This is a genomic window from Microcoleus sp. S36a_B3 (genome assembly GCF_036700745.1).
In the GTDB taxonomy this organism is placed as follows: Bacteria; Cyanobacteriota; Cyanobacteriia; order Cyanobacteriales; family Microcoleaceae; genus Microcoleus.
Map to the genome: position 1 here is coordinate 74,624 of NZ_JAUBPN010000023.1, position 13,906 is coordinate 88,529.

The 13,906-nt window shown below is 45.4% G+C and carries 13 protein-coding genes and 1 pseudogene; 3 read left to right on the forward strand and 11 right to left on the reverse strand.

Features of this window, described 5'->3' with window-relative positions:
• Positions 1 to 54 precede the first annotated feature (54 nt).
• Positions 55 to 948, forward strand: a complete 894-nt coding sequence (locus QUA01_RS21385) for a polysaccharide deacetylase family protein (protein ID WP_333133217.1) — start codon at positions 55 to 57, stop codon at positions 946 to 948.
• A 124-nt stretch (positions 949 to 1,072) separates the two neighbouring features.
• On the opposite strand, the gene rnc is transcribed toward QUA01_RS21385, so the two are convergent.
• The 3 genes from rnc to QUA01_RS21400 all read right to left on the reverse strand — a co-directional run bounded on the left by rnc (position 1,073) and on the right by QUA01_RS21400 (position 3,312).
• Positions 1,073 to 1,786, reverse strand: a complete 714-nt coding sequence (gene rnc / locus QUA01_RS21390) for a ribonuclease III (protein WP_333090239.1) — start codon at positions 1,784 to 1,786, stop codon at positions 1,073 to 1,075.
• A 336-nt stretch (positions 1,787 to 2,122) separates the two neighbouring features.
• A complete protein-coding gene (locus tag QUA01_RS21395) occupies positions 2,123 to 2,683 on the reverse strand; it encodes an NYN domain-containing protein (RefSeq protein WP_333090237.1) in 561 nt (186 codons plus the stop codon).
• Between the two features lie 431 nt (positions 2,684 to 3,114).
• Entirely contained in the window at positions 3,115 to 3,312 is a 198-nt protein-coding gene (locus QUA01_RS21400; protein WP_333090235.1) for a hypothetical protein, read from the reverse strand.
• Between the two features lie 109 nt (positions 3,313 to 3,421).
• On the opposite strand from QUA01_RS21400, the gene QUA01_RS21405 reads away from it, so the two are divergent.
• Positions 3,422 to 3,565, forward strand: coding sequence for a chlorophyll a/b-binding protein (locus tag QUA01_RS21405; RefSeq protein WP_194010658.1), 144 nt, complete (start codon positions 3,422 to 3,424; stop codon positions 3,563 to 3,565).
• 487 nt (positions 3,566 to 4,052) lie between these two features.
• On the opposite strand, the gene QUA01_RS21410 is transcribed toward QUA01_RS21405, so the two are convergent.
• The 7 genes from QUA01_RS21410 to QUA01_RS21440 all read right to left on the reverse strand — a co-directional run bounded on the left by QUA01_RS21410 (position 4,053) and on the right by QUA01_RS21440 (position 11,663).
• Complete coding sequence (locus QUA01_RS21410) at positions 4,053 to 4,271, reverse strand: hypothetical protein (protein ID WP_333090233.1); 219 nt, start codon at positions 4,269 to 4,271, stop codon at positions 4,053 to 4,055.
• A gap of 201 nt (positions 4,272 to 4,472) precedes the next feature.
• On the reverse strand, positions 4,473 to 4,865 hold the full coding sequence (locus tag QUA01_RS21415; protein WP_194070666.1) for a response regulator: 393 nt from the start codon (positions 4,863 to 4,865) through the stop codon (positions 4,473 to 4,475).
• A 470-nt stretch (positions 4,866 to 5,335) separates the two neighbouring features.
• Positions 5,336 to 7,873: a PAS domain S-box protein gene (locus QUA01_RS21420; RefSeq protein WP_333090230.1), complete on the reverse strand. Its 2,538-nt coding sequence runs from the start codon at positions 7,871 to 7,873 to the stop codon at positions 5,336 to 5,338.
• Between the two features lie 266 nt (positions 7,874 to 8,139).
• A complete protein-coding gene (locus QUA01_RS21425; protein ID WP_333090228.1) occupies positions 8,140 to 10,386 on the reverse strand; it encodes a glycoside hydrolase in 2,247 nt (748 codons plus the stop codon).
• Between the two features lie 19 nt (positions 10,387 to 10,405).
• Positions 10,406 to 10,564 carry a hypothetical protein gene (locus QUA01_RS21430; protein WP_333090227.1) on the reverse strand — a complete coding sequence of 53 codons (159 nt, stop codon included), beginning with the start codon at positions 10,562 to 10,564 and terminating at the stop codon, positions 10,406 to 10,408.
• Between the two features lie 73 nt (positions 10,565 to 10,637).
• Complete coding sequence (locus tag QUA01_RS21435; RefSeq protein WP_194012902.1) at positions 10,638 to 10,877, reverse strand: NifU family protein; 240 nt, start codon at positions 10,875 to 10,877, stop codon at positions 10,638 to 10,640.
• 135 nt (positions 10,878 to 11,012) lie between these two features.
• A complete protein-coding gene (locus tag QUA01_RS21440; RefSeq protein ID WP_194070663.1) occupies positions 11,013 to 11,663 on the reverse strand; it encodes a DUF3386 domain-containing protein in 651 nt (216 codons plus the stop codon).
• Positions 11,664 to 11,979: 316 nt separating this feature from the next.
• Here QUA01_RS21440 and QUA01_RS21445 point away from each other — a divergent pair, with 316 nt between their 5' ends.
• Positions 11,980 to 13,518, forward strand: a complete 1,539-nt coding sequence (locus QUA01_RS21445) for a PAS domain S-box protein (protein WP_194070662.1) — start codon at positions 11,980 to 11,982, stop codon at positions 13,516 to 13,518.
• Between the two features lie 140 nt (positions 13,519 to 13,658).
• On the opposite strand, the pseudogene QUA01_RS21450 reads toward QUA01_RS21445, so the two are convergent.
• Positions 13,659 to 13,906: pseudogene (locus tag QUA01_RS21450) on the reverse strand (transposase); the annotation flags it as partial.

The following is a 13,906-nucleotide window of genomic DNA, read 5'->3' on the forward strand; positions in this document are numbered from 1 at the left end:
CAAATTAGTAAATAAATTATGAAGTTCCAGCAATTATCGAAAGACCTAAAACTTGTGAGGAATTTTATTGTTAGGTTGCTAAAGAAAGCCAAACCCCTCTACTTATTCCTAATATTTGGCATCTGTATAGGTATTTCTGGCTGGACAGTAGAATCTAATTTCATCAAAATCCCTTTAATCGGCTTTCACGACATTGTAGACACTCGCAATCCCGCCCAATTGCCACCAAAGCGCCTTGCTTTTTCCATAGACTACACCAAACAAGATTTTTCAGTATTTTTAGAATATATAATGAAAGAAAACTATTGGTTATTATCATCTCAAGACCTGTACGTATACTTTATCAAAAAGTCCCAGCCAATACCAGCTCAAAGATTGGGTCAAAAACCGATTATGATATCCTTTGATGACGGGTATAAAGGCGTTCATGTAAATGCACTTCCCGTCTTAGAAAAACTTTCAGCAATCCATAAGAAAAAAGGCAAATTTGTGTTATTTGTCAATCCTCAGTTCTTAGGTGTGGATATGGGTAAGAAATTCATAGCCCACGCTAGTTGCAATGATTTAAGAGACGGATATAAACAAGGTTTTTATGACGTTCAATCTCACGGTTTTGCTCACAAAAACTTCACTCAAATTAGCGGAAAAGAATTAGAATTTGAAATTGCCCAATCTAAGTCTGAATTGATAAAATGTATGGGAGATTTGGACAAAAATAAGATTATTGGCGCTCACATAGCTTATCCCTACGGCGCATCCAACAGACAAGTGGAAAAGATTTTGCCTAAATATCATTTAACTGGTTTTTTGTACAATGACAATTTCTTCAGAGCAAACAGACTCAAAAATAACTACCGTATTTCTCGCATCACTGTGGATAAATATATGTCGCAGCAAGGTTTAATTCAGATTGCTAAAAAAGCTTCTACTCTCCGAAAGAAAGAGTAGCTTTAGGTAGCATTTTGTTGTTGTTTATTTGCTTAATTTTGCTCGTTTATCCGCAGGTTGGGGAAGCGCGCCCCATTGTGTCATCGTGCAAAAAAGCTAGTAGTTGTTACTGATATTTGCACGTTTAGATCAGTCCGCGTTTTTTGAGCTTTGCTAGCGCATCTTCTGCCGCATTTTTCTCAGCATCTTTCTTGCTTTTGCCTTTCCCTTCTCCATAGCATTTCTCTGCAACATAAACCTTAGCGAGAAATTTGGGCTGGTGGGGTGTACCTCCTTCTTGGACTGTCGCATATTTGGGCGGAGTCGCTTCACCGTTGGCTTGTACCCACTCCTGAAATCGGTTTTTCGAGTCTACAGTCGATCGCGTTTCCACAACATTTTCGGGCACAGAATCAAACATTTGCCACACAAAGTTGCGAACTTTGTCCATGTCTTGCGTATCGAGATAGTACGCACCAATGAATGCTTCCAAGGTGCTGCTGAGCAAATTTGGATTGGTAATCCCGCCTTCTCGATAAGCTCCTTTTCCGAGCCGCATTTTTAAGTCTAAATTGATTTCAGTAGCAAATCTGGCTAATTGTTTTTCATCTACCAATGCAGAACGGCGGCGAGTCATTTGATCTTCTCCCATTTCTGGGTGACGCTGATAGAGATATTCGCCGCTGAGAAATGTCAGCAAAGCATCGCCGAGAAATTCTAAGCGTTCGTTGTCTTCTTCGCGAAATGTGGGGTTTTCGTTGACGTAGGAACGGTGGGTTAGGGCTTGGCGCAAGAGTTTTTCATTCTGGAATTGGGGAATGGTTATTTCGATTTCTTGTGTTGTGTTAGTTAGTAGCATGGGAGTTTGATAAATGTGATTGATTTTGGAGTTTCGTGTTGTTATGTTGCGGACATGAAAGAGCCGCAGATAGCGGTTTGCTTGGAAAATCTAGTTTATCAAATAAACTGGATTTTTGCTATCTGCGACGAGGTTGATTTTAACAGATATTTCGCGTTTTTGCCGTTAGTCCGCCAGGGGTTTAAACCCCCGGCTAATAGCTGAAGTCCTCTAAAGAGGACTGAAGATTATATTTTTTTACACTGTTTTTAGTCGGTTTAAACCGACTTTCGCTATTAGCCAGGGAATTAATTCCCTGGCGGACTGTGCTGCTTTATGCAGATAATCGGTTGGTTTCTATTGATAACTGTTTTTGATTTTTAAGTTGGGTTTCCATCCTGCACACAAACTAGACAATTCGTCTACATAATGAAAGTTATCCTCACCAACGAGCTTAATCAGTTTTTTCCTTGCACTTTTGCGCCGTGCAAAAACGATGACTGTTTTACTTTCGCGGCGTGCAAAAACGATGACTGTTTTACCCAAAGCCATCAAAACGGCGATTAAACCTGCAAAGTCCCGATCTCCTGAGACTAAGATAACTATGTCAGGAGAAGGCTTAATTGCAACTCGTTTAATACAGTCAAACACCAATTGTTTATCTGCACTATTTTTACCATCGGGAACATCAATGCCTTTAAAACCAAGCTTTTCGGCCCGATTTTTGTCGTTAACTTGATTTTCGTACTGCGAGTTATAGTAAAAATTTTGGCAATCTAAACGCCCTTTTGATTTGGCAAAATCGACCAATAATTCAGCTTCCTTTTGCTTTAAGTGGACGTTCTGACCATCCCAAAACATAGCAACTGGTTGAGACTGGCTTTTTTGTTGGCCTGTGGTTCGATGATTGTCCGCCATTGTATTATTTCCTAAAATTAGGTTGACTGGACAGCCTCGACATATCACGCATCTAGGATTAATGGAACGTTGCCTGTGGATTTGCTCAAAAATGAACATCTCAGCACAGGACAATCTGTTACCACAAAACACTGTAATTTTGTTGGGATTTGATTAGCGTCTTAGCTACAGGATTTATAGAACTGGAAGGAGCTTAGTAGCAGCCCGTTGAAGGGAAATATAACTCTATAATGTTTCGGTTTTCTCAAGCTTGTATCAACTTGTTAACACGACATTAGACTTACTTTCCGCTCAACGGGGTGCTAGAAACTTGTTCCAGTTCTATAAACCCTGTAGCTAAGACGACTCAATCAACATTCCTTAATTTTGAATGCGATATTTAGTTTTAGCTCTGCCTTTAACATAACCTTTTAACTATTGGATGTCAAGTATTAACTAAAAATAATTTTTTTGACATCCTTATATCTGATGTCACGAAGATTTTCGCCCACCTGATACCGCCAGTTACGCACCCTCAGAAACCGGGTTTCTACGAGTTTTTGCCACGACTCACCGAAAATATCCCAAGAAACCCGGTTTCTCGCCTGACAAGGGCGATCGCCCACAAACTCCTCTCCCCGTGGGCCCATCCCGCTTATCGCCAACATTTGAAAACTAAATGTAAAAATATGTTGCAATGTTTCTACTGTTGTGTTAAGTTTAGTTACATAAGGTTGAAATTAAACGAGGTATCCGATCGTGCAAAACAAAGACGCAAAAGTAGGCTTCACAGAGTTTGCTGAAACTTGGAACGGTCGTTTGGCAATGCTAGGTTTTGTGATCGGCTTAGCTACCGAACTCCTCACCGGTCAAGGCATTCTCTCTCAAATCGGTTTGATGTAATCAGCTTAACTCTATACAAGAGCTGTAATTTGTGGCGATCGACCCCCTTTACAAGTGCGATCGCCCCCCGCTAATAAGTCCCCTTCATTGATAACGAAGGGGCTTTTGCATTTTTTATTAAAAATTAAAACCGATGGTACTATCATTTTTTTTTCGTCTGAATATTTATCCTCACTAAGCAATTCCTACCGAACCCAACATCCTCGATTTAGGAGTCAAAGCAGGAAGCTTCACTAAACCGTCCCGTTGGCGAGACCGCAGACTGTTATTTAAAATCATCTCCGACAGATCCGGCATTTCTTGCCTGCAATGGGAGCAGAACCAGTAAATGCGATTGTGGCGAGCGTGGCGGAGCAGTGTAGAAGAACAACAAGGGCAACTATTCATGATATTTTAAACCTTATTTAAGATGTGGAGCGATCGGCAATTCATTGCAGAGATTCACGAATGCAGGCGGATATTAATTTCACACACAACAATTTTTTTTTCACTCACAACGTTGAGTGTCTCGTAAGTACCACTTTTGAAGACTCAGCAGTAACATCACAATCAGAAGCTGAACCATCCAAGGCGCGACAGAAAAACCCCAAAGAAAACAACCTAGTCCGGCCACAGCCACAAGCACAAAAATATCTTGAGAGGTTTGCCAGTAAATCCAGACGGCTGCCAGAGAAACTATCAATAGTAAAATGTAAGCTGAGGGCATAGTCGTCTTCTCCAAAGGTGTCTGCCAACAGTCAGGAGCGATCCCCGACCATGTAATAAAACTAAAACTAAAAACTGAAGAACTTATGAAGATGAGCAACTTGTTACAAAAAGCAAAATACTCCTGCTAATTATTATTTATCCGATCGCTCAGCAGCAGTAATTGTTTTAAAGGCTACAGAATTCAATAGGGGCGATCGACCTATGCTTCCTCCCAGCCCAAAGCTTGAGCCACCATAGCAGCCAAAACCATCGGTTCAAAAGGCTTAGCAATCACACTGACAACGCCCAAATCTGCGAACATTCGCCTGTCGCTAGCGAGAGCCTTAGCCGTCAATAAAATTACTGGAATGTGCCGCGTAGCATCATTAGCTTGTAACTGTTTAAAAGTAGTAGGCCCGTCTTGATCCGGCATCATCACGTCCAAGAGAATAGCATCAGGCTGTTCTGCAAGAGCCTTAGCCACGCCCTCGCGGCCAGAACTCGCCGTCAGGACTTCCCAGCCCCCTACTACCTCAAGACTCACTTGAGCCACTTCCCGAATATCTTCCGCATCGTCAATTACCAAGATGCGCTTGGCATTCAAAATTAACATTTTTTTTAACAATCAGAACTTATTCTCAGATTAAAGGCGAAATGTGAATGTTTGGTAAAGCAAAGTGTTTTGCCAGATCGAACTTTACACTAAATTTTTAAAACAGTAAAATCTTTCCCCCCTAAAAATCGGCTTTTTGACCTCAAATCCCGATTTTAGGCCGTTCCGGCGCATCTATCCTCGCAAAAATGACAATCTTGGACGCACTGCAATTACCAAATAAACCTGGTTTTTTTAATATAACTTTGCCGGCCTTAGCTTTAATATCGTATCCGGTCAATTGACAGCAATAAGATTGGTTCGATCGTTCGGACTTTAGTCCGAAAAAGCTGCTGACTAAAGTCCACACTACGAACCCTGCTGCAAGTAAATCTAAAATCAAAAACTTGTACGCTCGCGACTTGTCGGCTGGCGTAGCCGAAGCAAGCCGAAGTATCTAAAATCTAAAATCGAATACCTTCTGCCTTCCCTTAACTTTGCCCTTCTCCGAGAATTGGCAGACTTAAGAAAAAAGTGCTGCCCTCATCCAAAACACTCTCTACCCAAATCCTGCCCCCGTGCTGCTGCACGATACTGCGACAAATAGCCAGCCCCAAACCAGTACCTCCTTTCTGGCGAGAATCAGAACCATCCACCTGTTGAAAGCGTTCAAAGATAATCTCTAGCTTGTCTGCCGGTATGCCCCGCCCTCGGTCTTTGACAGCAATCACGATAAACGAACTCACTGACGACAAGTGCGGATTGGTGGCGACAGCATGAGGAGACGATAGCGACTTCAAGTCCGATCGCGCTGTCAAATCCCGATCGTGCATCAACTCCCCGCTCAGCCAAACCGTAGCCCCGGGCGGAGAAAATTTAATAGCATTGCTGAGCAAATTTGTCAAGGCTTGAATTAGCCGATCGGGCACAGCCCGCAACAGAGCTTCCACAGGCCTGACGGACAAAATAACTCCCGCCTGTAGCGCCATGCCCTGCATCTCGTCAGCCGCCTGCAACATCAGCTCAGCAACATTGCAAGTTTGTTTGACGGCAGTGCTGTAACTCGACTCCATGCGCTCTAAATCGAGAATGTCGTTGATCAAGCGCACCAAGCGGTCAGTATTAGTGACAGCAATCTCCAGCATCCGCTTGGCTTTGTGGGGGTGAACGTCAAGCAAGCCACTGTTGAGGAGGCCTAGAGCGCCGTGAATCGAAGTCATCGGTGTCCGCAGTTCGTGGCTGACAACCGAGATGAATTCATCTTTCATGCGCTCGACGGCAAGCCGATCGGTGATATCTTTAAAAGTCACCACGGCTCCAATAATTTGGTCTTGTTCTCGCATCGGAGCGACAACGTACTCCACCGGAAAAGTGCTGCCGTCAACGCGCCAAAAAACTTCATCATTAACGCGCCGAACCTCTCCGTCTGCTAAGGTGTCTAAAATTTGAGAACTTACCCGCAAGGGCAGTTTTCCCGTTGGCGTGGCGGCGTAGTCGGCGACAAGTTCAGAAGCAGAATTGATGACTGTTGCAGGCGACAAAAGCTCGATCGCCCGCGAGCATTCTTCGTGAGAACGGTTTATGGTTTCATAGAGCGGTCGATCCATCCATTCCTTCGAGCCGCAGCCGGCCATTCTCACCGCCGCCGGATTGACAAAAGTTACTTTTCCCTGTTTGTTCAACCCGCAAATGCCTTCCCCGGCGGAGAACAAAATCATTTCTGTTTGGTGGCGGAGTTGTTCTAGGGCTTTTTCAACTCGCTTGCTGTCGCTGATGTCGCGAGCGATTGTCGAAACCCCCGTCACCATTCCTTTAGCGTCTTTAATCGGAGAAATCGTCAGGGACACATCTATCTGTTCGCCGTTTTTGTGCAAGTGTACGGTTTCGTAATGGTCGATAGTAGTTCCAGCCCGAATATTTTCCAGAATTTGGGGCATTTCCTTGGGGCGTTCGGGTATTGCTAAAATTTCGATCGACTTCCCCTTAACTTCCGCCGCACAGTAGCCGTAAATCTTCTGGGCTCCTGCGTTCCAGCTTTGAATTGTCCCGGCGAGGGTTTTGCCGACTATCCCGTCGTCAGAGGACTCGACAATGGACGCTAAGCGGACGAGTTCATCTCTAGCTTGCTTGTATTCGGTGATGTCGCGGCCCAAAATCACGATACTTTTGCGTCTGCCGTCAGGGTGAAATAGAGGTACTTTAATCACGTCGTAGATTTTCACAGTACCGTTCGATCCGGGAATCACTTCTTCACCCCTAGAAAGCGTACCTTTTTCCCACGCGGCTCGATCGCTCACCTCGCACGCCTGCAGCGCCTCCAGATAAAAAGGGCTGAGTTTTCCTAGCTGAGAATCTGTCAGGCCGCGGTATTCATCTGCTGATAGCTCGAACAATTCCAGTATTGCTTGATTTGCCTGCTGCCATCTGCTTTGGCCATCTTTGAAGCAGACAATATCTGGCATGGCATTCATTAGCAAGTCGAGATAGAGGTTTTCTCGCAGTGCAGCTTCCGCCTCGGCCCGCTTAGCGATTTCCTGTTGCAGGTTTTTGTTGGCCGTTTGCAGCGAATCAATTAACAAACTTTCGCTAACAGTGTGTTGTTTAATTATTTCTTGGAGTCTGTGAACTTCTAACGACAGCTTCCTGCGGGCCAACAAATTTTCTACCCGCAACTGCAGTTGGGCTGCATCTGCGGGAGTTGCGATTAAATCGTCAATTCGGCGATCGAGTTTTTGTGTTTGCTGCCCAAAATGCGGCTCGGTGAGGGCGGGGGTTTGGGATGTGCCGAGGAGCAAAAACGGTAAAAATATCGGCTCGGCGGCTGTTTTTAATGCTTCTATCAGCGGCCAGAGGCGATCGAAATTTGCCTCGTCGAGAATGCACAAGTCAAAAGCAATTTTAGGAATGTGAACTTCTAAGTTTGGTTCGCAAGTGCGATCGGGTACGATCACCTCATGTTGAGTGTTGAGGTGTGCGATCGGCAAATTAGGTTGTTGGTGGCGATCGACCAAGAGCAAAATGCGGTTCATTGAATTTGATTTATTTCCTCATAAATAATGATTTAATTTCATCTGAATTCACTTGCTATCTGGTTTGTCGTTCGGACTTTTTTCCTCGGAAAATGCAGGACTAAAGTCCGAACGATCGAACCTCTTTTCTAGCTGGTTTGTCGTGAGAACTGAAGTCCTCGGAAAATACAGGACTAAAGTCCGAACGATCGAACCTCTTTTTTCGCGATCGACCTACCGGACACAATCAAACATAATCTGACAACTGACAACTGACTACTGACTCTTTACGGCATTCCGATCGCAATCAAAGAATCGAACGGCATACAACTAGAATAACGCTCCCCTTCCGATAAAACCGCAATCAGCTTCATTTGCCAGTCTGGCATAATTTGCAAATCCGCCCAGGGTACTGCTATCTCCAAACATTTATCCAGTCCCACTTGGGTTCTGCTGATGCGGGGATGCCACTCATCGCCCTCTCCTGCTTCTTGAAACCAAATCGATTTCGTCAGCAAATTAATCTCTAACTGATGGTGGAACCGATAGTTGAGCGGTGCTTCGTCGGGCCAACCCGACAGTGGGATCGGACTGTTGTGCATCGTGCGATCGGGATAAAACCAGAACAAGTTTAACTGCGGCGGGCAATCAATACCCGGCCGCACCCCAGCATTGAAGTCGGCGCGCAGGTAAAAATTCAAGTGATCGACTCCATACCAAAGCCGCTGAATTGCCGAACTCCGGTGCATTGTACCCCTTGCTCCTCCAATTTCAATGCGGCCGGCTTTGTCCCAATCCTGTTCGTTGCCGATACCGTCGATAATCGGGTGAATAAAGCTCAGCGGTTCGCGATCGCCAGCCGCGTGATGCGGCTCTACTTGCCGCCGCACTTCCGGGGGTACAGCCTCGCCGAGAGCTTCGTAAATTCCTGCTACGTGTTCGCGAAATAACTGATCGAACATAGCATCTTGATTTGACGTGTGGCCTTCGCCAAACCACCAAAACCAGTCGGAACCTTCGGCCGCATAAAGCGCTTCCCAAGCTTCGGGATTGCTTTCTTCCGTGGCTTCTGGATGGTTTGCCAGCATTTGTCTCGCGGCCCCTAACAAGTCCCAAGCGCGATTTTTTGCCGGATCGCCGATCCAAGTTGTCAGGGAACCGTCTACCCAGGAACCAGTGTGCAGTTGGGCTGCGGGTATTGTTTCGGTGGCTGGGAATTTGTCGAGAAATTCCGAAACTGTGACTAATTTGATATCTGGATTGTCGCTGAGAGTTTGATAAAGTGATTCTAAGAACGGTTTGCCGTCTTCGGGATAGAATTCCCAGCAATTTTCGCCGTCAAGGGCGATCGTCACCAACCAGGGATTTTCTAAAGCTGTTTCGCCGCTTGACTGTCGGTGTTTGAGAGTTCTGCCGATCGCCTCCAAGTGTCCCACCAAATCTGAGGCTGCTTTTTCCGGTTCCATCGAACTGTAAGTAAACCCGATCAAATCAGACAATCTGTGGTCTCGAAATACGATCGCCAAATCGCCATCAGGAGTTTCTAAACGATAAGGACGATACAACAATTCTGGCTCGTAAACATTCCCCGCCCCATCCCGGTTAAAAAACTGTTTAATTGTCCACCCCAATACTGCCTCATCCGAGACAATCCATTTAAAACCTTGTTTAGCAATGTAGGGCAAAATTTCCGGGCTAACCGCCTGTTCCGACGGCCACAAACCGCGCGGTTTGCAATCAAACCTTTCTTGATACATTTCCCAGGATTTTCTCAAATGTCTGGGAATATCTTCTGCCCACTCAAACCGATGTTTTGGCAGAGTCATGTTAGGAATAGCTACGCGGCCGCTGTTGGTGTCGGCAAGCAGCGGTAAAATCGGGTGCGTGTAGGGGGTTGTGGAGACTTCCAACTGTCCCTGGGCTTGCATTTTACGGTGCTGGGGAATGATTTTTGACAGTATTTCTTTTTGTTTTGCGTAGATGTTTTTTCGGTCTGCCAAGCGGAAACCTTGTCCTTGTTTCAGCCACCCGGCAATCTCGGGGTCATCCCAAAACAGCGGATCGATCCAAGCTAAATTGTGCCACGCCAGCAAATCCCCAAAATCCTGGACAGTCCAGTTTTCCAAGCACCACTGAATGCCTTTTTCCTGTCGCTGAGTGTAGAGTTGAGCGTACCGGGGATGGGGCTGAATCAGGGTGTGGTAATTGGCATCAAAGAAGTGTTCTAAAACAAACTCTTTTTCTTCGATGTTTAAATCATCGGCTCGCTTGAGAGTTACCGCCAAGTAAGGGTCTAATGCTTTGTCTGCGATGCAGTCTTCTATCTGCAAAATTAAGGACGGAACCAGATTTACTGTTTGATGCAGTTTGGGATATTTTGCCAGAATTAGCACTAAATCCAAGTAATCTTTGACTCCATGCAGGCGCACCCAAGGCAGTCTGTATTGAGCTTCTTTTGCTGTAGCGGATACTCGGGATTTATACAGCGGTTGGTGTTGGTGCCAAATGAAGGCTACGTAAAGGGGGTGAGACATCGCATTTGGTAATGGTAATTCAAAAAAAGGTAACAGTCAGTTGACTGTTGACTGTTGACTGTTGACTGTTGACTGTTGGCTGTTGGCTGTTGGCTGTTGACTGTCGGCTGTTATTAGTTAATGCTTTCGGGCCAATTGCCAACAACCAATTGCCAATTACCAATTGCTTTCCTACCAACAACCAATTGCTTTCCTACCAACTGCCAATTGCTTTCCTACCAACTGCCAACTACCAACTGCCAACTAACTAATTACATTACCTGTTCGACTTCGGCAATTTCTGGAATTGCTTCGCGCAGGCGGCGTTCAATACCCATTCTCAGAGTCATTGTGGAACTCGGACAAGAACCGCAAGCTCCTTGCAGTCTCAAGTGTACTACCGGGCCGTCGATTTCTACGAGTTCGACGTTGCCGCCGTCGGAAATCAGGTAGGGACGCAGTTCATCGAGAACTGTTTCCACGTTATCTCTGGTTAGTGCTAGTGTCGTCATAGTTTGCCTCTGAAATAATTTCTTGATATTGGGTTTATTCGATCGTAGCCTGAGTTGCTGCCAAATCCAGCCGTCTTGGACGCGCAACTTCGATTTTTAGGGTGGGCGACGGGCCGCGCACCCCAGTCTGTAAGATTAAACTACTGCTGGTTGCAGCAGTTTGATGTTGGAATAGTTAAATTCGGTTGTTGTCAGTTGACCTTTTTCTTTCGATCGCACTACTTGCTTCGTCATGACATAATAGTCGTCTATTTTGTCAAAGGTATCTTCAAATTCTAGTTCTTTGATGATTTCGTTGGTTTCGGGGTTGCGGAAAACCGCATCGTAGTGGCTAGCCAAAGAACCTTCGGGAGTCTCCAAGCTTTTGTGCGTGTCAATGACGAAAGCCATGCGGCCCATCACCCGGCTGACTTGACAAATTGACAGACCTCGGATTTTATAATTCGAGCCCATTGAGTCGCCTTTCACTAGAATATCCACAGCCTCGCTGCTGTCCTTCTCGCCGAGGGTGAAGCTATTTTTGCCGTGAGATTGTTCAAATGATGAGCGCTTGCGGTGGGTCACAATGTCCCGCATTTGGGTGTAAACGCTCTGCTTCACTTCCTCGTCTGCAATACCGCTGACTTCTACGCTCATGTCTGGTTTGATGGAAACATGGCCCGTATATACTTCGTCGCCTTGTTTGAGTTCAATATCGGCACTGTAGCCGGGAAAGTTCGCATCCCAGGTGTAGCGGTGTTCGTAAGCAGCGCGAAACAAATCGCGAGCGTTGGCTTGCTCTGACATAAATTCCTCTTTGTGTTGACACCCATCTAGTTTAGCTTAAGGGCCGGCTGGCCCCACATTCAGCGCATAGGCGGTTTCCCGACTCTCGCACTAGCACTTCTTGAGGTTGCTGCTGCAATCTTGATTTGAGCGCAACAAAAATTTACTTTTTTTGTCGGTTGCTACGATCGAAAATAAACTTAAAACATAGCTGGTTGTTGAGTTCGCGATCGATCGCGATACACTAATCTTAGTTATGGGTGATCTTGAAAAAAACTTTAGTCTGCTTGATAGAAGTTACACCTGTGACAACTATTAGATTCTCCCCATTAATAAAATGCTAGAAATAGTTTACAAATACTTAAAAAAGTTGCAGGAACAAGCTAGCGAATTGCCGCCCCCACAACAGGCTATTTTCACAAAAACTGTAGAAAATTTATCCAATTGTTTGCAGGAAGTGGCAGCCAGCATCCAGTTAGAAAACGCGAGCGATAACGAGGCCAAGCTGGTTGAACTAGAAAAAAACAATCGCCTCTTGGAACGCACAGTAGCGCAGCAAGCAACGCAAATCAGACAGCTACAAGAGCAGTTAGAAAAAGAAATGAGACAGCACCGCAGGGACAATCAAGCATTAACTAAAAGCGAAGCCAAGGTGCAAGCTATCCTGCGGAATTCTCCCGATATCATTAGTATTATCGGCTCCGACGGGGGAGTCCGATACCACAGCGGAGCTCTGCAGCGGGTTTTGGGTTACAACTCCGAAGAAAGAATTGGTAAGTTTCACGGCGAGTTAATCCATCCAGACGATTTACTGGCTTGGCAGACCTATTTTGGCAAATTGCTACAAGAGCCGGGAATTGCCGGGCCGATCGAATATCGGAAACGCCACGCTGACGGTTCTTGGATCTGCATGGAGGCGACAGGTAATAGTTTGGTTCACGATTCTAGCGTGCAGGGAATTATAATTAACTCGCGGGAAATCCGAGAGCGCAAGCAAGCAGAAATCGCACTCCGAGAGTCGGAATCGCACTACTTAGTTATGTCGAAAATCACTTCGGATTTTGCCTATTCTTTTAAGGCACTCCCAGACGGCAAGTTTGTGGGCGAGTGGGCTACAGAAGCTTTTGAGCGCTTCACGGGCGTGCTTCCTGAAGAATTAGAATCGTTTGGTTGGTGGAATTCCCAACTCGTTCATCCCGATGACAAGGAAAGGTTAATTAAACAGTTAGAAGGTTGTAGTTTCAGCCACACGGGAGCAAACGAGTACCGAATTGTTAATAAAAAAGGCGAGGTGCACTGGGTGCGCGATTGCTGGCAAGCGGTGTGGGACAAAGCTGAAGGGCGGGTTGTTCGTTTGTGGGGCGCTTGTCAGGAAATTACCGATCGCAAGCAAGTAGAATTGAAACTGCAACTCGCGAACGAATTAATGATAGCGCAGGTGGCATCAGCACCGATAGCGATTAATTGTACCGGCAATGATGGCCGTACTATTATCTGGAACCGTGCCGCCGAAAAACTTTTTGGCTGGACTGCGGCGGAGGCTTTGGGGCAACCTTTACCGAATATTCTTCAAGGACAAAAGCAGAATTTTTCCGCGCTACTGACATCGGCGCGTAATGGCTTACTGCACAAAGGTTTGGAAGTGTGTTTGTTGAAAAAGGACGGTAGTTCGATCGATGTTTGGCTTTGGGCGGCACCGGTGCGAGGTGCTGGCGGCGAAACCATTGGCATTATCAACATATTTTCTGACTTTTCAGAACGCAACCACATAAAGGAGGAACGCCAAAAACTAGCAGCGATCAAAAATATGAAAGAACCTTTTTGGGCGCGCTATGTCAGCCCTCCCGAAACTACAAAGAAAAAGGGCGATTCTTAGTTCTATCAAGCAGAGTTTAAAGATATTAAAGGTGCGAAATTACAATCTTCGCATAGCAATATCATTGGGATAAAATAATGCTTACAAGTTTGTAGTGAGGACTTTAGTCCTCTGAGCTTTATCAATACTTCGGACAGTTTTTAAGCAGCAAGAGTACCATAGGATAGGACTGACGAGAGGTTAGGGTGATTTAAAATCAAGTTAGGGTCTAAATCTAACTTGTTAATAAAGGTGTAAAGTAGATGGCTATTAAATTCTAAGCGTTTGTAAGATGCCATTAAAAACACAAAGGGAGCCGGAGATGAATGACGATTATAAGCTTCATATTTTGCCAAATTTAAAGCAATGAGACTGGAGTTAAAATGAAAATCAAGCCGTTGACTACCAC

Coding starts and splice junctions, on each gene's coding strand:
- rnc (WP_333090239.1), bottom strand. CDS start 1,786: ATGCTACTAACTAACACAACACAAGAAATCGAAATAACCATTCCCCAA.
- QUA01_RS21395 (WP_333090237.1), bottom strand. CDS start 2,683: ATGGCGGACAATCATCGAACCACAGGCCAACAAAAAAGCCAGTCTCAA.
- QUA01_RS21400 (WP_333090235.1), bottom strand. CDS start 3,312: ATGGGCCCACGGGGAGAGGAGTTTGTGGGCGATCGCCCTTGTCAGGCG.
- QUA01_RS21410 (WP_333090233.1), bottom strand. CDS start 4,271: ATGCCCTCAGCTTACATTTTACTATTGATAGTTTCTCTGGCAGCCGTC.
- QUA01_RS21415 (WP_194070666.1), bottom strand. CDS start 4,865: ATGTTAATTTTGAATGCCAAGCGCATCTTGGTAATTGACGATGCGGAA.
- QUA01_RS21420 (WP_333090230.1), bottom strand. CDS start 7,873: ATGAACCGCATTTTGCTCTTGGTCGATCGCCACCAACAACCTAATTTG.
- QUA01_RS21425 (WP_333090228.1), bottom strand. CDS start 10,386: ATGTCTCACCCCCTTTACGTAGCCTTCATTTGGCACCAACACCAACCG.
- QUA01_RS21435 (WP_194012902.1), bottom strand. CDS start 10,877: ATGACGACACTAGCACTAACCAGAGATAACGTGGAAACAGTTCTCGAT.
- QUA01_RS21440 (WP_194070663.1), bottom strand. CDS start 11,663: ATGTCAGAGCAAGCCAACGCTCGCGATTTGTTTCGCGCTGCTTACGAA.
- QUA01_RS21445 (WP_194070662.1), top strand. CDS start 11,980: ATGCTAGAAATAGTTTACAAATACTTAAAAAAGTTGCAGGAACAAGCT.